This window comes from Acidovorax sp. LjRoot38, from assembly GCF_964252975.1.
Lineage (GTDB): Bacteria > Pseudomonadota > Gammaproteobacteria > Burkholderiales > Burkholderiaceae_C > Acidovorax > Acidovorax facilis.
Genome location: NZ_CAXUPT020000019.1, coordinates 13,996 through 36,678, shown reverse-complemented (window position 1 = coordinate 36,678; position 22,683 = coordinate 13,996). Strand labels below are relative to the sequence as shown.

At 64.3% G+C, this 22,683-nt stretch carries 17 protein-coding genes and 1 pseudogene; 15 read left to right on the top strand and 3 right to left on the bottom strand.

Annotated features, from left to right (window positions below; genetic code table 11):
- Nucleotides 1-7 precede the first annotated feature (7 nt).
- The 11 genes and pseudogenes from ACSQ22_RS23790 to ACSQ22_RS23740 all read left to right on the top strand — a co-directional run.
- Nucleotides 8-1,567, top strand: a complete 1,560-nt coding sequence (locus tag ACSQ22_RS23790; protein WP_008905730.1) for a benzoate-CoA ligase family protein — start codon at nt 8-10, stop codon at nt 1,565-1,567.
- Nucleotides 1,564-2,355 (top strand): alpha/beta fold hydrolase, encoded by a 792-nt coding sequence (locus tag ACSQ22_RS23785; RefSeq protein ID WP_008905729.1) that lies wholly within the window; start codon nt 1,564-1,566, stop codon nt 2,353-2,355. Before ACSQ22_RS23790 ends, ACSQ22_RS23785 begins: the two co-directional genes overlap by 4 nt.
- Nucleotides 2,352-3,524, top strand: coding sequence for an ABC transporter substrate-binding protein (locus ACSQ22_RS23780; protein WP_008905728.1), 1,173 nt, complete (start codon nt 2,352-2,354; stop codon nt 3,522-3,524). The genes ACSQ22_RS23785 and ACSQ22_RS23780 overlap by 4 nt, the downstream gene beginning before the upstream one ends.
- 87 nt (nt 3,525-3,611) lie before the next feature.
- Nucleotides 3,612-4,484, top strand: a complete 873-nt coding sequence (locus ACSQ22_RS23775) for a branched-chain amino acid ABC transporter permease (protein WP_008905727.1) — start codon at nt 3,612-3,614, stop codon at nt 4,482-4,484.
- 17 nt (nt 4,485-4,501) lie between these two features.
- Nucleotides 4,502-5,491: a branched-chain amino acid ABC transporter permease gene (locus tag ACSQ22_RS23770; protein ID WP_050813865.1), complete on the top strand. Its 990-nt coding sequence runs from the start codon at nt 4,502-4,504 to the stop codon at nt 5,489-5,491.
- Nucleotides 5,488-6,234, top strand: a complete 747-nt coding sequence (locus ACSQ22_RS23765; RefSeq protein ID WP_008905725.1) for an ABC transporter ATP-binding protein — start codon at nt 5,488-5,490, stop codon at nt 6,232-6,234. Before ACSQ22_RS23770 ends, ACSQ22_RS23765 begins: the two co-directional genes overlap by 4 nt.
- Nucleotides 6,235-6,936: an ABC transporter ATP-binding protein gene (locus tag ACSQ22_RS23760; RefSeq protein WP_008905724.1), complete on the top strand. Its 702-nt coding sequence runs from the start codon at nt 6,235-6,237 to the stop codon at nt 6,934-6,936. It begins immediately after the preceding gene.
- 102 nt (nt 6,937-7,038) lie between these two features.
- The gene (locus ACSQ22_RS23755; RefSeq protein WP_436131749.1) at nt 7,039-8,175 is read left to right on the top strand and encodes an ABC transporter substrate-binding protein; all 1,137 of its coding nucleotides are present in this window, start codon (nt 7,039-7,041) and stop codon (nt 8,173-8,175) included.
- Between the two features lie 12 nt (nt 8,176-8,187).
- Nucleotides 8,188-9,177 (top strand): methyl-accepting chemotaxis protein, encoded by a 990-nt coding sequence (locus ACSQ22_RS23750; RefSeq protein WP_085942591.1) that lies wholly within the window; start codon nt 8,188-8,190, stop codon nt 9,175-9,177.
- A 65-nt stretch (nt 9,178-9,242) separates the two neighbouring features.
- Nucleotides 9,243-11,093, top strand: a complete 1,851-nt coding sequence (locus ACSQ22_RS23745) for a sensor domain-containing protein (protein WP_008905721.1) — start codon at nt 9,243-9,245, stop codon at nt 11,091-11,093.
- A gap of 203 nt (nt 11,094-11,296) precedes the next feature.
- A pseudogene (locus ACSQ22_RS23740) lies at nt 11,297-11,707 on the top strand (transposase); the annotation flags it as partial.
- Nucleotides 11,708-11,918: 211 nt separating this feature from the next.
- Here ACSQ22_RS23740 and ACSQ22_RS23735 read toward each other — a convergent pair.
- Nucleotides 11,919-12,779 (bottom strand): helix-turn-helix domain-containing protein, encoded by an 861-nt coding sequence (locus tag ACSQ22_RS23735; RefSeq protein WP_008905720.1) that lies wholly within the window; start codon nt 12,777-12,779, stop codon nt 11,919-11,921.
- A 266-nt stretch (nt 12,780-13,045) separates the two neighbouring features.
- Here ACSQ22_RS23735 and ACSQ22_RS23730 point away from each other — a divergent pair, with 266 nt between their 5' ends.
- Nucleotides 13,046-14,887 (top strand): tannase/feruloyl esterase family alpha/beta hydrolase, encoded by a 1,842-nt coding sequence (locus ACSQ22_RS23730; RefSeq protein WP_436131748.1) that lies wholly within the window; start codon nt 13,046-13,048, stop codon nt 14,885-14,887.
- Between the two features lie 462 nt (nt 14,888-15,349).
- Complete coding sequence (locus ACSQ22_RS23725; RefSeq protein WP_436131760.1) at nt 15,350-17,131, top strand: carboxylesterase/lipase family protein; 1,782 nt, start codon at nt 15,350-15,352, stop codon at nt 17,129-17,131.
- Nucleotides 17,132-17,165: 34 nt separating this feature from the next.
- On the opposite strand, the gene ACSQ22_RS23720 is transcribed toward ACSQ22_RS23725, so the two are convergent.
- Complete coding sequence (locus ACSQ22_RS23720; RefSeq protein WP_436131747.1) at nt 17,166-18,134, bottom strand: helix-turn-helix domain-containing protein; 969 nt, start codon at nt 18,132-18,134, stop codon at nt 17,166-17,168.
- A gap of 181 nt (nt 18,135-18,315) precedes the next feature.
- Between ACSQ22_RS23720 and ACSQ22_RS23715 the strand changes: the two genes are divergently transcribed.
- The gene (locus tag ACSQ22_RS23715) at nt 18,316-18,990 is read left to right on the top strand and encodes an OmpW/AlkL family protein (protein WP_008905715.1); all 675 of its coding nucleotides are present in this window, start codon (nt 18,316-18,318) and stop codon (nt 18,988-18,990) included.
- Here ACSQ22_RS23715 and ACSQ22_RS23710 read toward each other — a convergent pair.
- Nucleotides 18,980-20,896 (bottom strand): sigma-54-dependent Fis family transcriptional regulator, encoded by a 1,917-nt coding sequence (locus ACSQ22_RS23710; RefSeq protein ID WP_008905714.1) that lies wholly within the window; start codon nt 20,894-20,896, stop codon nt 18,980-18,982. The two genes, ACSQ22_RS23715 and ACSQ22_RS23710, sit on opposite strands and share 11 nt — an antisense overlap.
- A 288-nt stretch (nt 20,897-21,184) precedes the next feature.
- Between ACSQ22_RS23710 and ACSQ22_RS23705 the strand changes: the two genes are divergently transcribed.
- Nucleotides 21,185-22,651: a benzaldehyde dehydrogenase gene (locus tag ACSQ22_RS23705; protein ID WP_008905713.1), complete on the top strand. Its 1,467-nt coding sequence runs from the start codon at nt 21,185-21,187 to the stop codon at nt 22,649-22,651.
- Nucleotides 22,652-22,683 lie beyond the last annotated feature (32 nt).

The following is a 22,683-nucleotide window of genomic DNA, read 5'->3' as shown; positions in this document are numbered from 1 at the left end:
AGACACCATGCCCACCCCCACGGACGGCCCCTTCAACTTCGCCGAGCACCTGTTCGCGCTGCACCGCCAGCGCGGCGACCGCCTGGCCTACATCGACGACCGCGGCCCCCTGAGCTACGGGCAGCTGGAGCAGCGGGCGCGCCGCTTGGCCGCCGCCCTGCTGGCGGCCGGCGTGCGCCGCGAGGAACGCATCCTGCTGCTGATGCTGGATTCGCACGACTGGCCCGTGAGCTTCCTTGGCTGCCTTTATGCGGGCGTGGTGCCCGTCGCGGTGAACACCTTGCTGACCGCGGACGACTATGCCTACATGCTGGAGCACAGCCGCGCGCAGGCGGGCATCGTCTCGGGCGCGCTGCAGGGCACCCTGCAGGCCGCTATGCAGAAGTCGGCGCACGAACTGCGCACGGTCATCGTGTCCCAGCCCGAGAGCGAGCTGCCGCAGGGCGCGCTGGAATTCGAGGCTGCGCTGGCCGCCGTGCCACCGCTCGCCGCCCCCGCGCCGACCACGGGCGACGAACCGGGCTTCTGGCTCTACTCCTCCGGCTCCACCGGCCGACCGAAAGGCACTGTCCATACGCAGCGCAACCTGTGGTGGACGGGCGAGCTGTATGGCAAGGGCGTCCTGGGCCTGACCGAAAAGGACGTCTGCTTCTCCGCCGCCAAGCTGTACTTCGCCTATGGCCTGGGCAACGGGCTCACGTTCCCGCTCTCGGTGGGCGCCTGCACGGTGCTGATGGCCGAGCGGCCCACGCCGGACGCCGTCTTCAGGCGCCTCACCGAGCTGCAGTGCCGGCCCACGGTGTTCTTCGGCGCCCCGACCGGCTTCGCCGGCATGCTGGCATCGCCCCGGCTGCCGGAGCGCCAGTCCGTGGCCCTGCGCATGTGCTCCTCTGCCGGGGAGGCGCTGCCCGCCGACATTGCCCACCGGTTCAAGGCGCACTTCGGCGTGGACATCATCGATGGCATCGGTTCCACGGAGATGCTCCACGTATTTCTCTCCAACCGTCCCGACGACATCAAGTACGGCAGCACCGGGAAGCCCGTGGCCGGGTACGAGGTCGAATTGCGCGGAGAGGACGGCCAGCCAGCCTCCGACGGCGAAGTGGGTGACCTGTACATCCGAGGCCCGAGCGCCGCACTGACGTATTGGGCCAACCGGGAGAAATCCCGCGAGACCTTTCAGGGCGCTTGGACGAAGAGCGGCGACAAGTACGTGCGCGACGAGCAGGGCTACTACGTCTATGCCGGTCGCAGCGACGACATGCTGAAGGTGAGCGGCATCTATGTCTCGCCTTTCGAGGTCGAATCCACCCTCATGGAACACCCCTCGGTGCTGGAAGCCGCGGTCATCGGCACGGCGGACGCCGAAGGCCTGACCAAGACCAAGGCCTTCGTCGTGCTCAAGGATGGGCAACTGGTGGACGAAGGGCAGCTCAAGGCCTTCGTCAAAGAACGGCTCGCGCCCTACAAATACCCCCGGCAGATCGAGTTCCTGGCCGAACTGCCCAAGACGGCCACCGGCAAGATCCAGCGCTTTCGCCTGCGCGAACTCGAGGTCCGTCCGTGACTCAGTTTCAGGATCTACGCTGGCGCAGCCGCGAGGTGCGCGTCGAGTACGCCTGGGTGGGGCCCGAATCCGCGCGAGGGCCGCTCATTGTGTTTCTGCACGAAGGGCTGGGCTCGCTGGCGATGTGGAAGCACTTCCCCGACCGGCTGTGTACCACTGCAGGGGCTCGCGGGCTCGTGTTCTCGCGCCCGGGGTACGGCCAGTCCACGCCCCGCCCGCACGACGAGGTGTGGGACGTGGACTTCATGCACCAGCAGGCCTATGAAGTTCTGCCCCGGCTGCTGGACGCCGTCGGCGTACAGCAGCCCGTCTGGCTGTTCGGGCACAGCGACGGCGGTTCCATCGCCCTGTTGCACGCGGGCCGGCATCCGGAACGTGTGGCCGGACTGGTGCTGCTCGCGCCGCATATCTTCGTCGAGGACATCACGGTCCGGAACATCGAGCGCGCCAAGGCGGACTACGAGACCGGCGGCCTGCGGGCGGGCCTGGCGAAGTACCACGGCGACCCCGACTCCGCCTTCTGGGGCTGGAACCGCATCTGGTTGCACCCGCCCTTCCGGCGCTGGAACATCACCGATGAACTCGCGGACATCCGCTGCCCGGTCCTGGCCATCCAGGGCCTGGACGATGCCTACGGCACGCTGGCGCAGATCCGGGGCATCGCCGAAAGCGTCCCAACCACGCAGTTGCTGGAAATCCCGCACTGCGGCCACTCGCCCCACCGGGATCAGCCTGAGCAGGTCATCACAGCGACACACACATTCATTCACCACAGGAGACAAGCATGAAGCACACACTCACTCGCCGCAGCGCCATCGCGCTGAGCACACTGATTCTCGCCGCAGGCGCCCATGCCCAAAGCACGGACAAGCTCAAGGTCGGCCTGATGCTGCCCTACAGCGGCACCTTCACCGCGCTGGGCGTGGCCATCGAGAACGGCTTTCGCATGTACGTGGACGAGCAGGGCGGGAAGCTCGCGGGCCGCGAGATCGAGTTCATCAAGGTGGACGACGAGTCCGACCCCGCCAAGGCCACGGAGAACGTCAATAAGCTGATCCGGCGCGACAAGGTGGACGTGATCGTCGGCACCGTGCACTCGGGCGTGGCAATGGCCATGGCGCGCGCGGCGAAGGAAAGCAACACCCTGCTCATCGTGCCCAACGCGGGCTCCGACGCCGTCACGGGCCCGATGTGCGCCACCAACATCTTCCGCAGCTCGTTCTCGAACTGGCAGTCTTCCTACGGCATGGGCACGGTGGCCGCCACGCAGGAGAAAAAGAAGACCGCGATGACCATCACCTGGAAGTACGCAGCTGGCGAGGAGATGACCAACGCCTTCAAGGAGGGTTTCGAGAAGGAAGGCGGCAAAGTGCTCAAGCAGTTGACGGTGCCCTTCCCCAACGTGGAATTCCAGGCGCTGCTGACCGAGATCGCGGCGGCCAAGCCAGATGCCGTGTTCGCCTTCTTTGCCGGCGGCGGCGCCGTGAAATTCGTCAAGGACTACGCGGCCGCGGGCCTGAACAAGACCACGCCGCTCTACGGCTCGGGCTTCCTTACCGACGGCACGCTGGACGCACAGGGCGAAGCGGCCCAGGGCCTGCTGACCACGCTGCACTATGCGGATAACTTGGATCTGCCCAAGGACAAGAGCTTTCGCGTGGCCTATGCCAAGGCGTTCAAGCTGCAGCCGGATGTCTATGCCGTGCAAGGCTATGACGCCGCGCAGATCCTGCGCGTGGGCCTGGACGCCGTGAAGGGCGACGTATCGAAGAAGGCCGAGTTCGCGGCGGCTGTCGAGAAGGCGAAGTTCGACAGCCCGCGCGGCTCGTTCACCATGTCCAGGTCGCACAACCCGGTGCAGGACATCTATCTGCGCCGGGTGGAAGGCAAGGAGAACAAGGTGATCGGCATCGCCTCCAAGGCGCTTTCCGATCCGGCGCGCGGCTGCAAGCTGTAAGCACCATCCACCGAGCCACTCCACGGCAGGGCGACCCGGCACACCCGGTGCGCTCTTCCACTCTCCAATCAGTCAGGATGAACCAACGTGGATTTCGCCACATTTCTCGTGCAGTGCCTGAACGCGATTCAGTACGGACTGCTGCTCTTTCTGCTGGCCTCCGGGCTCACGCTCATCTTCGGGATCATGGGCGTGATCAACCTGGCGCACGGCAGCTTCTACATGATCGGCGCGTACATGGCTTTCGCTCTGTCACCGCTGTTCGGTGGCAATTTTCTGGTCACCCTCGTTGCTGGAACCTTGTTGGCAGCCGTCCTGGGCTATGTGCTCGAATGGGTGTTCTTCAGCTATCTGTACCAGCGCGAGCATCTGCAGCAGGTGCTGATGACCTATGGCCTGATCCTGGTCTTCGAGGAGCTGCGCTCCATCCTCGTGGGCAACGACGTGCATGGCGTGCCGGTGCCGCCCTGGCTGGGGGGTAGCCTGCCCCTGGGCGACCTTATGCAGTACCCCTGGTACCGTCTGTTCGCATCGGGCGCCTGCATCGTGCTGGCCGTGGCACTGTATCTGGTCGTCAACCGCACGCGGCTGGGCATGATGATCCGTGCCGGGGCCAGCAACCGGGACATGGTGCGTGGGCTGGGCATCAACATCCGTCGCCTGTACCGCACTGTGTTCGCCGCCGGCGTGGCCTTGGCAGCCCTGGCCGGCATGATCGCCGCGCCGATCTCGTCGGTCTATCCCAACATGGGGGCCAGTGTGCTGATCATCTGCTTCGTGGTGGTCGTCATCGGGGGCATCGGCTCCGTCACTGGTGCACTGGTGGCGTCACTGCTGGTGGGCTTCGTGGACACCTTTGGCAAGGTCTTCTTTTCGGAAGCTGCGGGCATTGGCATCTACGTGCTGATGGCCATCGTGCTGATTTGGCGCCCCGAGGGCTTGATGGGCCGGCGCACATGAACACCACTACCTTATCCATGAAAACTGCTCCAACGCCTATCGCTGTCCCGCGCAACAACGGGATCTGGTTACCGCTGGGGATCGCGGTGGCGCTCGCCGCCGCCGGCCCTATGCTGACCGGCTATCTGGGAGACCTTGTGGTCAAGGTCATGATCTTGTCCATCTTTGCCCTCAGCTTGGAACTGCTGGTTGGGATGGCCGGGCTAGTCAGCCTGGGGCACGCGGCCTATTTCGGCGTTGGTGCCTACGTCACCGTCATCGCATCGGGCGACGGGGCGGGCAACCTTGCCGTGCTGGTGGGGCTGTCCATGCTGGCGGCAGGCCTGTATGCGCTGGTCGTGGGAGCGCTCTCGCTGCGCACGCGCGGGGTGTACTTCATCATGGTCACTCTGGCCTTTGCGCAGATGGCCTATTTCATCTTCCACGACACGCCCGTGGGCGGCGGCAGCGATGGCATCTACCTGTATGCGCGTCCCGCCGTGGGACCTCTGGACATGGAGAGCCGCCTCACCGTGTTCTATGTGGCGCTCGCCGCACTGGTGTTCACCTACGTGCTGCTGGCCGTGATTCGCCGCTCCCGCTTCGGTGCCGCGCTGGCGGGCATCCGCGCCAACGAGCAGCGCATGCGCGCCACCGGCTTTCCCACCTTTTGGTACAAGCTGGCCGCCTTTGTCATCGCCGGCTCGCTGGCCGGGCTGGCGGGCTTTCTGGTGGCCGCGCGCGACGGCGTGGTCAACCCGGAAATGCTGTCGTGGCATATCTCCGGCGAGGTGCTGCTGATGGTGATCCTGGGGGGCATCGGGCACCTGCGCGGCGCGGTGCTGGGGGCCATCGTCTTCACCCTTCTCAAGGAACTGTTGTCCACGCACGCCGTAGTGGGCAGCCTGGCCGACCATTGGCAGCTCACCCTTGGGCTGGCGATCATCGCCTTCGTGGCCCTACTGCCCAGGGGCCTGATCGGGCTGGTGCACCGCACCGCACGCACCGCCAAGGAGCCCCGCACATGAGCACGATCCTGCAAGTCCAGGGGCTGACCCGGCGCTTCGGGGGGCTCACGGCCGTGAACACCGTTTCCATCGACCTGCGCATTGGCGAAGTCCACGCTGTCATCGGGACGAACGGGGCCGGCAAGTCCACGCTCATCAACATGCTGTCCGGCGAGATCGCCAGTTCCGAGGGCCGCATCCAGCTCTCCGGCGCGGACGTGACCCGCCAGCCGCAGCCGCGCCGCGCCTTGTCGGGCATCGGCCGCAGCTACCAGCGCACCACCATCTTTCCCGAATTCACAGTGCATGAGAACTGCCGCCTGACCGCCCAGGCCAGAAACCCGCGCCCCTGGGCATTGTGGGAGTCGGCGCGCAAATGCGACGCCAGCGTACAGGCGGCCAATGCTGCGCTGGAGGCCACCGGGCTTGCTCCCGCAGCCAACCGCCTTGCGGGCACCCTGAGCCACGGCGCCAAGCGCCAGCTGGAAGTGGCCATGTGCCTGGCCACCCAGCCGCGCGTGCTGCTGCTGGACGAGCCTCTGGCCGGCATGGGCGCCGAGGAGACCGACCGGATGCTCGCGTTGCTGGAGCGGCTCAAGCCGGGCCACGCCATCTTGCTGGTGGAGCACGACATGGACGCGGTGTTCCGCATCGCCGAGCGCATCACCGTCATGGTCAACGGCGCCGTCATCGCCACCGGCTCGCCGGATGCGATCCGCAACGATCCGCAGGTGCGCACGGCCTACCTGGGCGAGGAGCACTGAATGATCGGCATAGAGGACCTGCACACCTATTACGGCGACAGCCACATCCTGCGCGGCATCGAGGCGCGCATCCCCACGGCCACGTCCGTGGGCCTGCTGGGCCGCAACGGCATGGGCAAGACGACCCTGATCCGCAGCCTGATGGGCTATGTGCGCCCGGCGAGCGGCAGCGTGCGCTGCGACGGCGCCAGCGTGACGGGCTGGGCACCCGAGCGGATGGCCCGGCTGGGCATCGGCTACGTGCCGGAGGGGCGCGGCATCTTCCCGAACCTGTCCGTGCGCGAGAACCTGGTAATGGCCGCGCGCGCTGGCGTCGATGGCCGGCGCGAGTGGACTTTCGAGCGCGTGCTCGCTACCTTCCCGCGCCTGTCGGAGCGCCTGGCCCACGGCGGGCAGCAGTTGTCCGGCGGCGAGCAGCAGATGCTCTCCATCGGCCGCGCGCTGATGACGAACCCGCGCCTGCTCATCCTCGACGAAGCAACCGAGGGGCTGGCACCCCTCATCGTCGCCGAGATCTGGCGCGTGATCGAGGCGATCCGCCAGACAGGCATCGCCACCCTGATCGTGGACCGGGACTGGCGCCGCGTGCTGCACCACACGGAACAGGCGCTGGTGATGGAAAAGGGCCAGATCGTCCTGGCGGGCGATTCCGCCAGCCTCCTGGCAGATCCCCACGCCCTCAGCGAGCGCCTGGGCGTTTGATATGCAACCCCAAGCCCCCGGCAGAGGGGCAACGGCGCATATGCAACGCGCCGAATGCGATCCGCCTATTCGCATCGGCCTAACGAGTTTGGAGAGAGACAAATGCGATCCTTCACATTGCGCCTTCTGGCGGCGCCGGTGTTGCTGTGCTCTTGCATGGCGGTTCAGACTTCCGCTGCGGGCGAAGTCGTCGTAGCCCATGTGGGACCTTTCAGTGGGCCGCTGGGCGTCAACGGGCTGGCCAATCTGGAAGGCTCCAAGGCGTGCATTGCCGAAGCCAATGCGGCCGGCGGCATCAACGGCAACACCCTGCGGCTGGTGCAGCGTGACGACGAATACAAGCCCGAAAAAACCATTGCGCTTATGCGCGAGGTCGCGCGCGGCGAAAAGCCCGTTGCCTTCCTCAACCTGCTGGGGTCGGCCAACGCCAGCGCGCTGCTCAAGGACGGCACACTCGAAAGCCTGAAGATTCCGGTTGTGGGCGTTACCCCTGGAGCTGACGTTCTGCGCTCGCCAGGCAGCCCGTGGATGTTCCACGTTCACGCCAGCGACAACGCTCAATTGGCGCGCATCGTCCAGCATCTCTCGACCATCGGCATCCAACGCATCGCGGTGGCCTACCAGGACATTCCCTTTGGCCGAGGCGGGATGGAATTCATCCAGGGCGTCGCCCAGAAGGCAGATGTCGCCATTACCAAGAGCGTTGGCGTACCTTCGGCGGGTGAAGATTTCACGGCTATCGCCAACGACCTGCGCCAGTCGAACGCGCAAGCCTACGTGATGATCCTCGTGCCCAACAGCGGGGCAGCCTTCGCGGCGCAGGTCCGGGGCGCGGGCGATGCCACGCCGATGTATGGCATGTCCTACGTCCCCGTCAAAGGGCTGATCGACAAGGCCGGCGCGGCGCACTCCGTCGGCATCGGCCTAGCCCAGGTCACCCCCAATACGGACTCATCTTCCTCAGCCCTGATCCGGCAGTTCCGCTCGGCCATGGAACGGTATGCCCCGACGGACACCGCGCGCACGCAGCTGCACCTGGTCGGTTACCTGAACTGCCGGGTGTTCATCGAAGGGCTCCGCCACACAGGCAGCGCGCCTACCCCCGACAGTCTGCGCGGCGCGCTGCACAAGCTGCGGGTGGACTTAGGCGGCTACCTGGTGGATTTCGCCGGTGGCAACGTGGGGTCGCGCTATGTCGATATCGGCGTCGTCACGCGGGATGGGCGTCTGCAGTACTAACACTGCGACTTCATGAGCAAGAGAAACTCGATGCAAACACGAACCGAACACCGCCACGCGCCCCACATTGCGCCACCTGCCTATGGCCAGTTGATTGCCGCCGTCATTGGGGCCCTTGTTTCTGTGGCCATCGCTCTAACGGCCCAAGATCTCCTGACGATGTTACTGGGTGGCTGCTGCCTGGTCCTGTTCGTTGTCATGGCTGTCTTCGGCCACCGGCGCGCAGACGCAGGGCCCCTGCAGCATGAGCAGGCTTCGACGGCCTCCGAGGCACACGCTGTGGCCGTCCACTCCCTCTGGAGCGACGTGCGCGAAGTGGTTGAGGGGCTGGGGCTGGACGGGGAAGTTCAGAACCTGGCGCAGCACGCAGGCATCCTCGTACGCCTGGTTGCCAATGCGCTCGATGCCATGGACCGCGCTACGGTGCTGGCCAAATCATCGGGTAACCAAGTCAAGGATGGAGCCGTCGCCGTCGCCGGCATTGAGACAGCGATTGAAGAACTTGCGCAGCACATCGAGCATTCCAGCGCCGTGTTTGCCGAACTCCAGGCCAAAGCAAATCAGATCGGAGACATCGTGGCCACGATCCACCAAATCGCGCGACAGACCGATCTGCTCGCCGTCAACGCCGCCATCGAAGCCAGCCGCGCCGGCGCAACAGGGCGCGGGTTTGCCGTGGTGGCCCACGAAGTCAAGGCACTGGCCGCGCGCACCAACGAAGCGAGCAACCAGGTCAGCACATTGGCCTCTTCGCTCGCGGCCTCATGCAAATCGGCCGGCGAGCGTGTGGGCGATGCCTCGAAGGCTACGGAAATGGGTCGGGCGCGCATCCACGCATCGCGTGAGGCTATGCAAGGCATCCAAACAGGCGCCCAGAAGCGCGTTGCCATCGTGTCTGAGGTCGTCGAGGCGTTGCGTCAACAAGAGGTTCTAGGAAACCAGCTTACCCATGACATCCAGTCTTTGGCTGAAAAAGTGGATGTAGTGAAAAAAGTGCCCTAGGCCCAATGAAACAGACAGCAACGCGGAGGATACCGTTCGGCGGCTGTCTTCATCCCGCCGTTCACATGCCCCTCACGCCCGAGGTGCCAGTCCTCCCGATCTCCGATTTGCCCGTTGATACGCCGCTGCAACGCACCCTGCGCGAGCAGCAGACCCTACTGGACAGCGCGGGCGTGGGCATCGTCTTCGTTCGCCAGCGCGTAGTTGTGCGCTGCAACCCACGCTATGCGGAGCTTTTCGGCTATGACTCCCCGCAGGAACTGATCGGTCAGAGCATGGAAGCCCTGCACCCGAGCAACGAGGCTTTCCGCGCTCTGGGGCGTGCCGCCTACGCGACTCTCTCGCAGGGGCACACCTTCCGCACCGAATGGCGCATGCGTCGGCGCACTGGCGAAGTCTTCTGGAGCAACCTTACTGGCCGTCTCATCAACCCGGATGACACCGCCGAAGGATCGATCTGGACCATCGACGACATCGAGGCCTACAAGCGCGCCCAAGAAGCGCTAGACCGGGCGCACGAGAACCTAGAGCGCCAGGTGCGCGATCGCACGCGCGAGCTGCGCGAAACGGTGGACAACCTGCACCGCGAGATCAGCGACCGCAGGGCCGACCAGGAGCGTATCTACTGGCTCGCGCACTACGACGCGCTCACCGGCCTGCCCAACCGCGCGCTGCTGGCCGAGCGCGCGCGCTCGGCCATCTGCTTGGCGCAGGAGGGCGGCACGCCGCTGGCCGTGATCTTCCTGGACCTGGACCATTTCAAGCAGGTCAACGACTCGCTGGGTCATCGCGTGGGCGATGCGTTGCTGATGGAGGTCGCCCAGCGGCTGCGTGCCACGGTGCGCGACAACGACACCGTCTCGCGCCTGGGCGGTGACGAATTCATCCTGCTGCTGCCCGGGGCCAACGCGCACGGTGCTGCCCGCGTGGCGGGCAAGCTGCAGGAAGCTTTGCGCCAGCCCTACCAGATCGACCACCACGAGCTGACGATGGCGCCCTCCATGGGCATCGCCCTCTTCCCGCAGGACGGCGCGGACTTCGACACGCTCACCCAGTCCGCCGACGTGGCCATGTACCGCGCCAAACTCGACGGGCGCAACACCTTCCGCTTCTTCACGCCCGAGATGCAGGCCCAGTCGATGCGCGCGCTGCAGCTCGAAAACGCCCTGCGCCGCGCACTCGAACGGGAGCAACTGCATCTGCACTACCAGCCGCAGGTGAGCCTGTCCACAGGCTCGGTGCACAGCGTGGAGGCGTTGCTGCGCTGGCTGCACCCGCAGCTGGGCGGCATTTCGCCGGCAGAGTTCATTCCCATTGCTGAAGACAACGGGCAGATCCTGCAGATCGGCGAATGGGTGCTTCGCACCGCACTGGCGCAGCTCAAGGCCTGGCGGTGCAGCGGGTTCCCGGGGCTGACGATGGCGGTCAACCTCTCAGCCATCCAGTTCCGCCAGCCCCAGCTGCCCGAGCTAATCAGCCGCATGCTGGCCGAATTCGGTCTGCCGCCCAACGCGCTGGAGCTGGAGCTGACCGAGGGCGTGGCCGTGGACGACCCCCATACCGCCGTAGCCACAATGGACCAGCTGCACGCTTTGGGCGTGCGCATGTCGATGGACGACTTCGGCACCGGCTACTCGTCACTGAGTCAACTCAAGCGTTTCCAGATCTTCAAGCTCAAGATCGACCAGTCGTTCGTGCGCGACCTGGGCAACGACCCCAACGACCGCGCCATAGTGAGCGCCATCATCCGCATGGCCCATGCTCTGGGCATGCGCACCACCGCCGAGGGCGTGGAAACCGAAGACCAACTCGCTTTCCTACGCGCACAGGGCTGCGATGAGGCCCAAGGATACTACTTCAGCCCACCGCTGCCGACCGCAGGAATGCAAACTTATTTACTGCAGCAACGAGGCTGAACCTCAAGCCAAAACCGCTCCTGACTATTAGTTATGACTGCACCTGAACAAGGGCTTGCGGGAGTAGGGGCGGGGAGTCTTTTACCGAGCGAGGTTGCATCGGCGGCTTCAATTCAAGACTGTGCGATTGGATCCCGCCGCCAACACCTCCAGCTCGAACTGACCCAACTGCTGGCGTAGCACCTTATCCAGCAGAGCTATGGATTGGTGTGTTGCCCGCAGTGCTGGGCCAGGTGCATACCCTGCTGGGGGACAACGGCTTTTACAGCCAGGCCAACGTGAGTGCCTGCAAGCAAGCCGAGATCGAACCGCTGCTGGCGCTCAAGGTGAAAGAGCACCATGAGCCCGTGCTGGAGCGTCTCGCACCTGGCGCCCCTGAGCCTCAAACCATGGATGCTGTGATATAGATGGCGCATTGGCTGGGCACGCAGGCCGGGCGGGCGCTGTACGGCTTGCGCAAGCAGACCGTGGAGCCAGTGTTCGGGATCATCAAGCGCGTAATGGACTGGCGCCAGATGAGTATGCGCGGGCTCCCCCAGGCGCAAGGCGAATGGAGCTTGGTGACCATGGCCTGGAACGTCAAACGCATGCACATGCTACGCGCAGCGACGTGAGAGCAAAAGTTCATCTCGATCACAACAAGACTGGATGTTCAGGCGCTTTGATGTGCCCTCAGGGGGGCCTTGGCAATCGCGCAGATGCCGTCTTGAACAACACCTTGCACTCAGCAATCAATACCGCTCGGGTTCAAATCCGACGGACTCCTAGCAGGCAGCCTGCACCGTACAGATTCTCCTACAGCCTCTGATGCCAACCCCAGCGCCACTATGTGCCTCGTCGCCAGCGGGCGGGTGTGGTGCCAAGCATGCGGCGAAAGGCTTCCGTGAAATGCGCCTGGCTGGAAAAGCCGCACTCGCTTGCGATCTCCGTAATAGATTGCTCCGAGGTGGAGCGAAGCACGTTGGCCGCCACATCGATGCGCCGCTCAAGAACGAAGGCGTGCGGCGATTTGCCGAACGTCGCCTTGAACATCCGGGCAAAGTGATAGGGACTCATGTGAACCTCTTCGGCCAGCCTGGAGATGCGCAGGTCCCCTGACAAGTGCTCCGCGATATAGGTTTGAAGACGGGTCTTGTCCCGTGATCCAAACTGGCCGCTGCTTCGCAATCGCTTTGTACTCGGCCCGCCCAATGTAGTCAGCAGGCCCAGCAATGCGATGGTCAGCCCTTCAGCGTACATCGGGCTATGGGGAGAGCATCTGGATGCCTCATCCCACAGCGCATTGACGACATTCGCCAACGGCGGGGCGAACAGTTCAAGCCGCGTTTGCAGTGCAAAGGGCCGGACGTCCGCGTGGACCAGGCGATTGACCATGCACGGCGGCAACTGGATCATGACGACTTCGCCGGCAATGCCATCCCACCGTGCCCGGTCGAGACACAAACCCGCCTCGGCAAATGCCGCCACACCGGGCGCGGAATAGAACTCCTGCGTGCGTCCGGCGGTCGTCCACCACCGCCTTCCTCTTCCGCTTCGCACCACGGCCACGGCGGCTTCTGGCAGCTCCATAGCGCCCACTTCAGCTTGTCCCGGCAACAGTTCCAGAGTGATGGGAAGCCCCGCCCAGCCGAGCGGCGTTGCCAGAGGCTCGAAGTGTCGCAATGGTTGCCGCGCAGAGTCCGACATGGGTGCTTTCAGCTAGGTTGTGATGCAGTGAACAAGCGCATTCTGATCCACACAGTCTTTGATTTATGCATTTTAATGCATGCAACAACAACCTGGGAAACCCTATGCGCCAGGAGCAATTTTTCGAAAATTGAGCGCAATATCTCGATAGATTGTCCGTATCCGCTCGCCTAGCATCGTGGCTGGGGATCATCGATCAATGCACTTTAATTCATTGACAGCGTTGTCCCCAGAGAAAACACAACGTGACTTAAGGAGACGACAACATGACCACGATCCAAGGCCGCCTCTCGGCCTGCGGACCAGCCCGGCTTTCGGGCGCTTGGGCCGCAACCGCTTTTGCCGCGTCGCTCAGCCTCGCCCTGGTTGCCTGCGGAGGAAGCGGCAAGGACCACGCTGCGGAAACCACACAGTTGACGTGCGATGACTCGATCACGGCCAACTTCAAGCCGGATGCCCACACCACTGTGCTCCTTGTGAAAGCCTTCAAAAAAGGCGACCCCCTCGTCCTGTCCGGCGCGGCCACTGCGCAGACGCCGAAAGCGGCCAATGCCCTTTGCTTGGTCAAGCTTCTTGTCGGCCCCGGCAATCCCGGCCCAGTCAATGCGCCATCAACCTCTCCAGGGATCGGAATCGAAGTATGGCTACCCGCCAAGTCAGCATGGAATGGCCGAGTGCATGCGGTGGGTGGCGGTGGCTGGGCAGGTACGGAAGAGGCAGATACCACGGCAATCTCTTCCGCGACGAACAGCGGGGATATTCGTTTTCCCGCTGACATCGCAGGCCAGGACGGGTCGGTTTCCTCGTCAACCGACACAGGCCATAGCGGTAGCCCACCAATCTTGCAAGCGTCATTTGCCGTGAACCCTGACGGTTCGATCAACACGACCCTCTGGAACGACTTCGCCTCCAGGGCAATTCACGAGCAGGCGGTCAAGACCAAAGCGCTTGCACAAGCCTACTACGGTACAGCACCCAAATTTTCGTATTGGGACGGTGGCTCAACGGGTGGGCGGCAAGCCCTCAAGCTCGCGCAGGCGCACCCCGGCGATTTCGATGGAATTCTGGCAGGCTACCCTGCAATCAATTGGACCAAGTTCATCACTGCAGAACTCTACCCGCAAATCGTCATTCACCAGGATCTCGGCGGCAACTACATGTCGCTGGAGCAGTTGGATCTGGTCTCAAACGCTGCGATCTCCGCTTGCGACATTGTGGGGGGCAAGCATTTGGGCTTTGTGCTCGACCCGGCCAGTTGCCGCTACGACCCGACAAAGGACGCCAAGGTTCTTTGTGTTGGCAGCGGCGGAACCAATGGAACCTCGGCCTGCGTGACCCAGCCCCAAGCACTGGCAATCAACAAGATCTGGTATGGCATGACCTCGGACGGAAGCGTGCCAGATCCCGCGATCGACAACGGGTTTGGTCCTATTGAAGGTGTGCATCGGTGGTACGGCTTGACACGCGGAACGAGCCTGGCTCTGCTCGCCACGCCCGCTGTATTCCCGATTGCTTCGGAGATGGTTGCATTTGAACTGCAGGACTATCGAATCGCCAGTACCTTGTTCACCAACGCAACCGGCAATGGAGCGGACGCATGGAAAACGCTGAGCTATGCGCAGCTCAATAACGCCTACGACGCCGGTATCGCGCTGCAATCGCAGTTTGGCTTCATCAACACGGACGACCCGGACCTGACTGCATTCAAGGCGCGCGGCGGCAAACTGATCCACTATGCCGGGATGGCGGATCCGCTGATCCCTCCCCAAGGGTCTCGACAGTATTACGAGCGTGTCCTGGCGACCATGGGCGGGCCAGTTCCCGTGCAAGAGTTTTATCGCTACTACGAGTACGCCGGGATGGGCCATGGCCCCATGAATCAAACGTCGAACCATGGCGCTTCACCGCCGATGCCCCACCCTGCGGCGGGGGACCTGCACAAGCTGCTGGTTGAATGGGTAGAGCATGGCCGGGCGCCAGAGGGCATCGTTGCATCATCCGTTCCTGGCGCCCCCGAAGAGATCAGTCTGCCGGTCTGCGCGTACCCACTGAAAACGACTTACACGTCAGGTGATGCCTATCTTGCGGCGAGCTATGTTTGCCGATAATCGACAGTGCAACCGACGTTCGTAGCGGAGCTATGGCCGGGGTCACTCACATTTGCACCGGTTAAGGCGAACTGGAGTGGAGATATGTGCCATTCATCCAGCAAATTGCCCGGCAAACCGATGCCCCCCCGCCATTACCTCCAGCTCGAACGGACCCAACTGCTGGCGTAGCACCCTATCCAGCAGCGCGATGGTCTGGTTCATCAGCGAGTCGTCGGCTTGGCCAACGGGGCGAGAAGGAGGGTGCTGTGCAGCGCTGGTCGGCAAATACGGTGCCATCGCAAAACGGGATCCTCGGTGAATGAGTGCACGCCGAGGGGTAATAGCACCGAGCTGTTCGACGCTCCAGGGCACCACTTCCAACCAAAGCTGCGTGATTCCGTAATTTCTGCGCAACAGCGATTGCCATCGCCTGGGTAGAGCGTGAACCATCTCTACCTCAACACATCAACGTCCGGGCACATGGAACAGTCATCGATTCAGAACAAAAGGGCACGCGGCGCACACCCCGCCACACGCAGAAAGCTCGTGATGGGCGAAGTGATTGGCAGCATGGAGCCTGAGAACATCCACGCTTGGCGAGGCATCCCATATGCAACGGCCCCGGTGGGAGCGCTGCGGTGGAGAGCCCCGCGTGCTGCAGCACCCTGGCAAGGGGTACGCGAAGCGCTCGCCCATGGACCGATCGCACCACAGTACGCGGGACTGCTGGCCCCGCTGCCAAAGCGCATACATGGCCAGATCGTTGGGGACGAAGATTGCTTGCACCTCAACGTCTTCGCCCCTCCTTGGCTGCCTGAGGAGGTGCCCCAGGGCACCGAACGTCGGCCTGTGATGGTGTGGATCCACGGCGGCGGCAACGCAGTAGGCACTTCCGCCAGCTACGACGCGATCCGTAATCTCGCCGCGCGGGATGGACTGGTTGTCGTCACCGTCAACTATCGGCTTGGAGTGCTGGGCTGGTTTCGTCACCCCGATCTCGCTGAAGCCGACGATGCCACGCAAGAGGAGCGATCAGGCAACTTCGGCACCCTGGACCTGATTCTGGCTCTCCAATGGGTACGACAGAACATTGCGGCCTTCGGCGGGGAACCGGATTGCGTCACGATCTTCGGAGAGTCAGCCGGCGGCCAGAACGTGCTGACGCTACTGGCAAGCCCGCTGGCGGCGGGTTTGTTCCACCGAGCCATCGCGCAATCGCCAGTCACCGAAACCTTCAGTGAAACGCAGGCGAGCTACGCCACAAATGCGCCACTGGAAAGCCATCGGACCAGCGCTCGCGAAGTGGAAAACCGGCTACGCAGACGGTTTGGCGGTCCAGCTGCGGGGACGGCCCGGGCCACGGCGGACTGGCTGCGCAGCCTCACACCCAATCAACTGCTCAGCGTATTCCGCCCTGGCACCGCGGGCATCTATCTTGCGCCCCGCCCTGTGCGCGACGGTGTGGTTCTCCCTCGCGAACCTTTGTCCGAGGTCTTCCGCTCCGGTCGATGGAACCGCGTCCCCGTCATTCTGGGCAACAACCGAGACGAGTACAGGACCTTTCTCGCTGACAAGCCAGAGCATGTGCACCTGCTGCCCGGCGGATTGCCGCTGCTACGCGATCGTGCGGCATACCTGACCGAGTCGGGCTTTCTATCTCAGGCATGGCAGGCAATGCACGTTGATGGGTCGGCGGATGCCATGCTGGTCGGTGGACATGCCCAGGTCTGGACGTATCGCTTCGACTGGGATGAGGTACTCGCCCTCCCATTCGTGCGGCCGGACCTGCTGCTCGGCGCAGCGCACGGCATGGAAATGGCTTTCCCCTTCCGGGACATCGCCGGCGAATTGGACGTCTTCAAGATCAATACCCCATTCAACCGCACGGCCCGTTCGGCACTGGCCCATGCGATGGGCGACGCCTGGACGTCCTTTGCGCGCACGGGCCACCCTGCACTGCCTGACGGCACCGCCTGGCTTGCACGCACGCTCGATTCGGGGCGCAGCCTGATCTGGGACAGCCCCGCTGCAGGCGGCTGGCGCATGGCCGAAGTGAGACAGGAAATCGATCAACTCAAGCATGCCCTGCACACAACACCGGAGCTACAGGATGGGACCGCGCGCTGCCGGGTCTATGCGCGGACATTCTTGTGGAATCCTCTGTTCGCAGGTCATGGCGATGAAGCCGAGTATGCGCGCTGGTGCACTGAATTCGGCTGCCATCTGCCTGCCACAGCCTTTCGGCCCAGTGTGGAGGTCTGATCAGGTGCGTCGCCCCAAGGTTTGGCTGGGCGTTTCACCGAAGGCCCGGCGATAGTGCTGCGTAAATTCGCCCAGGTGGGTGAAGCCAAAACGCAAGGCCGTCGCCGCCACACGGGGCGGCGCCCCATTTTTTTTCCAACAGCGCGGCGCGGACGCCTTCCAGCCGCCGCGCGCGCAGCCATTGCATGGGCCCCAGCCCGTCGCTGGCCTGGAATGCGGCCTGCAGGGTTCGTCCTGGTACGCCTATGCCTTCCGACAGCCTGATCAGCGACATCGGTTCCTCCAGGCGTTCCAGCAAGAAAGCCTTGGCCTTGCGCAAGCAGGCCGGGTTTGAGCGGACGGACTGTATCGCCGTCGGTCTTGCTGAATGGGGATGCTGTAGCAGCAATGTGGTCAGCAAGAGATCTTGCAACCGCACGTCCAGGTGCCGAAGTGCTGTGCCATCGAATTCCCCACGAAGGGCGCCCGTCAAAAGTCCCAGCGCAGGGGCAAGCGCGCTGACTGTCCACTCCGAATCGGGGTTGTAGAAGCAGATCGGCGCTCGCGGGACGGTTCCGGCAAGCGCCGTCCAGGCGGTTTCCACAGCCTGTCGCTCAATACGCAGGACGAGTTGCTCGTAGCCGACTGCCGCCGTGAAGTGGAAGCGCTCTCCGCCGCCCACGACTGCAAGGTCTCCAGGGCCAGCTCGCCGCAATTCACGGCCATGCCGGTACTCGATGTGGCCGGCCAATGGAAAGCAAAGCAGGTAGTAGTCGAGCAATGCGCCGGGGTCCACAGCCACCGGCGCCTGCCAAGCCAGCCGATTCAACGACAGCGAACCAAATGGCAGGTGGTCCGCCCAGGCATGAAAGCGGGCGCCGTCATCGAGCACGCGCAAGGCATGGGGACTGAAGACCTGACCAAGCCGGGTCTGCGCTTCACCCGCATCACGCGTGTCGAAAAGTCGACCATGGCGGAAGTCGAGACCAGCGAAAAGAAACTGCGGCAAAGCGAAGGATGGCATGGTGTTCGGGGATTCTGCTCATCGGCGCTGTACGCGACCAGAGTTCATATCCTGATGATCGCCTTGCGCATTTCCGCTCTCGCCGGCGCGCAAGCGATTGCGATGGCAGCCGCGACCCGGAACCATGGTCGTGCCGCAATGCGGCAACCACACATGACAGCCGAAGCAAGGAGACAAGTGCATGAATCTACCCAGGCATCACCGAAAGAAGCGATTTGCGGCGTTGGCCGCCTTCGCTCTCGTCACGACCGCCGCCACAGCCGCCGACACCGAAGAAGCCCGCTGGTGGCTGCATGTCGGCGCCGCTAGAGTCACATTCCACGATCATTCGGCTCTCACATTGGCAGGCCAACCGGTAAGCGGCGCCGGAGCAAAGGCATCGGACAGCACCACGGCGGCGCTTGAGGTCGGATACGCATTGACACCTCACTGGTCGGCCTCGGCCACGTTGGGCGTGCCGCCCACCAGCCGCATCGACGGCACCGGCACTGTCGCGAGCGCTGGCCGCTTCGGCGAGATCAAGTACGGGCCACTGGTGCTGGCGATGCAGTACCGATGGGGTGCGGCCGGAAGCATCCGTCCTTACGCCGGTGCCGGGGCAGTCTATTACCGGGTCCTGGAGTCGCGCGACGGCGCCATCCAGGGACTGGATGCCAGGAGTGGCTGGGGCTCTGCGCTGCAGGCGGGCGTAGAGTTTCCACTCGGCCCGAGGTGGGGGGTGTTCGTCGATGTCAAAAAGATACTCCTCAAGACGACGGCCACCGGCACGCTGCCAGCCGCAGGCGGTCCGCCGGTGCGTGCCCGCAGCACCCTTGACCCCGTGGTGGTGCACGCCGGCCTGCATTTCAGCTTCTGACTCCCGGCACATTGCCCGAATCTGCGCGTCTCAGGCGGCGGTATAACGTGGCACGGCCGATGCCCAACAGCCGTGCCGCCTGGGTAACGCTGCCGCCAGTCTGCTGCAGGGCCTGCTCGATGGCTTGGCGAGTGAGTTGCTGCAGCACACTACCGCTGGTGGCATCGGCGCTGGGCGACGCAGTCAAGAGATGCCCCCCGAAATCGTCAAGGGTCAGGTCTGCATTCATCGAGGCCAACGCCAGCGCCCGCTGGACCGCATGCGCGAGTTCGCGCACGTTGCCAGGCCAACGCCAAGTGCGCAACTGAGCCCGTACGCTGGGCGGTATGCGGCAAGGTTCTGCGCCCAAACGCAGCAGCAGGGTATCCAGGATGGTGTCAAAGTCCTGCCGCTCGCGCAACGGCATCAAGTGCAGCGTATGGCCGGATACCCGGTACATCAGGTCCTCGCGGAACAGGCCTTGGGTCACCAGCGCCGGCAGGCTGCGGTGGGTGGCGCAGACGATCTGCAAATCCACTGGCCGCATCCGCGTGCATCCCAGGCGCACCACTTCGGCGCTATCCAGTACGCGCAGCAGCGAGGCCTGTAGCGGCAGGGGCATATCGCCGATCTCGTCCAGGAACAGCGTGCCACCATGGGCTGCCTCGATCTTGCCCGGCGCGCCGCCACGACGGGCACCGGTGAAGGCCCCCTCCACGTGGCCGAACAACTCGCCGGCCAGCAATTCGGCGGGTATGGCTGCACAGTTAAGGGCAATAAAAGGCCCTCCGGCTCTCGTGCCACCGGCATGCAGGCCACGGGCCACCACCTCCTTACCAGTGCCGGTTTCACCAGTGATCAGCACCGGCAAGCCGGACTCGGCTACACGCAGCGTGCGTTCAAAGGCGCGAGCCAACCGATCGTCGCCCAGAATGGGCTTCGCTGGCAACGGGGTAGCCCGCGCTGGCTGGCGGGTGGCTCGTGCAGACGCCCTGGCGTCCTCCAGAGTCATCGCACGCAGGCGCACACCTTCGGCCAAACGCATCGCAGCGCCATGCCCAGAGCAGCGCAACGCCGACACCCAAGCACCGAAGCGCTCACTGAAGAGTTGCTCGAAATCCAGCACCGCCAGTGGGCCGGGTGACAGGCCCAACAGGTGCCGCGCCGGCCGGTTGGCTGCCAGCAACTCACCGCCATCACCAAACGCCAGCCAGGCGCCGCTGCCTGCGGGCAAGGTAGCACCGCCGCCAGCATCGATCTCCACGTGTACCAGTGCGGGCACACGCTGAAACAGCCGCCGCTCGATGCGATGGGCGCAACGCGCCGCCAGCCACAAAGTGCTGTCCACCAAGCCCGGCATATCGCGGCTGACGTCAATGGACCCGATCACCTCGCCCTGCGGGTCGAACACGGGAGCCGCGCTGCAGTGAAAGATCTGCGTCTCGGTGTGGAAGTGCTCGGGGCCCAGCACGCGCACGGGCTGTGCCTCGCGGATCGCTACAGCCATCGCGGTGGTGCCGATGGCCGATTCGGAGAGGTCTACGCCCGCGCGGAAGGCCTGCCGCAACGGCACGCTGCGCTGGGCGATGGCACCATCCACTGCCAGTGCGTTGCCGTGGCGGTCAGTCAGTAGCACCGCATAGCCTGCATCGGCCACCGAGGCTGCAAGGTCCGTCAGTTCGGGGCGTGCGGCGTCCAACAACTCGGCATGTGCACCCAGCAGATGCGCAATGCGCGCACGTTCCACTGGCTGAAACTCCACCGGCTCGTCCACCGAACGGCCGATCTCGCAGCAGTGCACCCAGGAACGCAGCACGCCTTCATGTACGACACCCTGCGGCGCCCTGCCTTCATCGAAAAAGGCGCGGCGGGCGCTCCAGATGGCTTCTGGGCGATAGCTCGTGATGGCACCGGTGGCAACGGACATAGGCGAGAAAGCGGATGGCAATCGGAAAGTCTGAGGCGCCGTGGATGCAGCGTCAATCGGGGATGTCCTGACGCGCGCGGTGCCTGGGCTGGCACGTCGTCTAGCTTTGAGACGGAATCGTCTCGAATTGAGACGGTGATCCTGCTGGCTTCCCGCGTCTGTTTCGGGCGTTTCCGAGGGAAAGATGCTGCAAGGAGCCAACCGTGCCCGGTCTGGTATGGGGTTTGCGGGAAGCAGGAGACCGACGGCTCGAACCGTCGGCAACCTCAACGTCACCGGAGACATTGCATGACAACCACCATCGCTAGCCAGCCCGCCTGGCATCAGCGCATCTACGTTCATGGTTGGGAAACCGCCCAGGGCGGCACCACCCTGATAAAAGAACCCGCCACTGGCGAGGTGCTGGGCGAGATCGGCCTGGCCGACGCGCGCGACGTGGACCGCGCCGCCCAACGGGCCGCCGCCGTCCAGCCCGCCTGGGCCGCCACCCCCTTCGACCAGCGCGCCGCCGTGCTGCGCCGCGCGGAGCAACTGCTGGCCGAGCGGGCCGACGAGTTCCAACACTGGAACGTGCGTGAAGCCGGTTCCATAGGGCCCAAGGCCGGCTGGGAACTGCAGGCCACGCGCGAGCAATTGTCCATGTGCGCCGCACTGCCCATGCAGCCGGTGGGACAGATCTTTCCTTCCAGCCTGCCGGGGCGCACGAACTACTGGCACCGAGTGCCCATCGGCACAGTGGGCGTGATCTCGCCATGGAACTTCCCATTGCTGCTGGCCATGCGCTCGGTGGCTCCGGCACTGGCGCTTGGTAATGCGGTGCTGCTCAAGCCTGACGTGCAGACAGCGGTGATCGGCGGGGCATTGATCGCCCAGCTGTTCGCGGATGCGGGTCTGCCCGAGGGGGTGCTTCAGGTGTTACCAGGCGGTCCCGAAACGGGTGACGCGGTGGTGCGGCATGCCTTGGTGAACATGATCTCCTTCACCGGTTCCACCGCCGTTGGCCGCAGCATCGGCCAGGTCTGCGGCGGACTACTGAAGAAGTGCGTGTTGGAGCTGGGCGGCAACAACGCGCTGGTGGTTCTGGACGACGCCGACCTGGAGGCCGCCAGCTCCAGCGGCGCCTGGGGCGCATTCCTGCACCAGGGTCAGATCTGCATGCAGGCTGGCCGCCACTTGGTGCATCGCAGCGTGGCTGCACGCTACGGCCAACTGCTGGCTGAGCGGGCGAGGCGGCTGCACGTGGGTGACCCGCACGCGGGCCCGGCGCACCTGGGCCCACTGATCAACGACAAGCAGGCGACGCGCGTGGAACGAATCGTGCAGGACGCCATCGACGGAGGTGCCCACGCCCTGGCCGGAGCGCGACGGGAAGGGCTGTACTACTGGCCCACGGTGCTCGAAGGCGTCACGCCGCAGATGCAAGCTTTCACCGAGGAGATCTTCGGCCCGGTGGCCCCGATCACCGTCTTCGACACCGACGACGAGGCAGTGGCGCTGGTCAACAGCTCGCCCTACGGGCTGGCGGCAGCTATCCACACGCGACAGGTGTCACGCGGCCTTGCCCTGGCGCGGCGACTGCATAGCGGCATGGTCCACATCAACGATCAGACGGTGAATAACGAATTCCACGTGCCCTTCGGCGGCATGGGCGCCTCGGGCAACGGCGGACGATTTGGTGGCCCCGTCAACCTCGACGAATTCACTCAGACGCAGTGGGTCAGCGTGATGGAGCAGGGCATCCAGTACCCCTTCTGACCTTCGCAGTAGAACGATATCCAGGAGACACA

Coding starts and splice junctions, on each gene's coding strand:
- ACSQ22_RS23790 (WP_008905730.1), top strand. CDS start 8: ATGCCCACCCCCACGGACGGCCCCTTCAACTTCGCCGAGCACCTGTTC.
- ACSQ22_RS23780 (WP_008905728.1), top strand. CDS start 2,352: ATGAAGCACACACTCACTCGCCGCAGCGCCATCGCGCTGAGCACACTG.
- ACSQ22_RS23770 (WP_050813865.1), top strand. CDS start 4,502: ATGAAAACTGCTCCAACGCCTATCGCTGTCCCGCGCAACAACGGGATC.
- ACSQ22_RS23765 (WP_008905725.1), top strand. CDS start 5,488: ATGAGCACGATCCTGCAAGTCCAGGGGCTGACCCGGCGCTTCGGGGGG.
- ACSQ22_RS23760 (WP_008905724.1), top strand. CDS start 6,235: ATGATCGGCATAGAGGACCTGCACACCTATTACGGCGACAGCCACATC.
- ACSQ22_RS23755 (WP_436131749.1), top strand. CDS start 7,039: ATGCGATCCTTCACATTGCGCCTTCTGGCGGCGCCGGTGTTGCTGTGC.
- ACSQ22_RS23750 (WP_085942591.1), top strand. CDS start 8,188: ATGAGCAAGAGAAACTCGATGCAAACACGAACCGAACACCGCCACGCG.
- ACSQ22_RS23745 (WP_008905721.1), top strand. CDS start 9,243: ATGCCCCTCACGCCCGAGGTGCCAGTCCTCCCGATCTCCGATTTGCCC.
- ACSQ22_RS23735 (WP_008905720.1), bottom strand. CDS start 12,779: ATGTCGGACTCTGCGCGGCAACCATTGCGACACTTCGAGCCTCTGGCA.
- ACSQ22_RS23730 (WP_436131748.1), top strand. CDS start 13,046: ATGACCACGATCCAAGGCCGCCTCTCGGCCTGCGGACCAGCCCGGCTT.
- ACSQ22_RS23725 (WP_436131760.1), top strand. CDS start 15,350: ATGGAACAGTCATCGATTCAGAACAAAAGGGCACGCGGCGCACACCCC.
- ACSQ22_RS23720 (WP_436131747.1), bottom strand. CDS start 18,134: ATGCCATCCTTCGCTTTGCCGCAGTTTCTTTTCGCTGGTCTCGACTTC.
- ACSQ22_RS23715 (WP_008905715.1), top strand. CDS start 18,316: ATGAATCTACCCAGGCATCACCGAAAGAAGCGATTTGCGGCGTTGGCC.
- ACSQ22_RS23710 (WP_008905714.1), bottom strand. CDS start 20,896: ATGTCCGTTGCCACCGGTGCCATCACGAGCTATCGCCCAGAAGCCATC.
- ACSQ22_RS23705 (WP_008905713.1), top strand. CDS start 21,185: ATGACAACCACCATCGCTAGCCAGCCCGCCTGGCATCAGCGCATCTAC.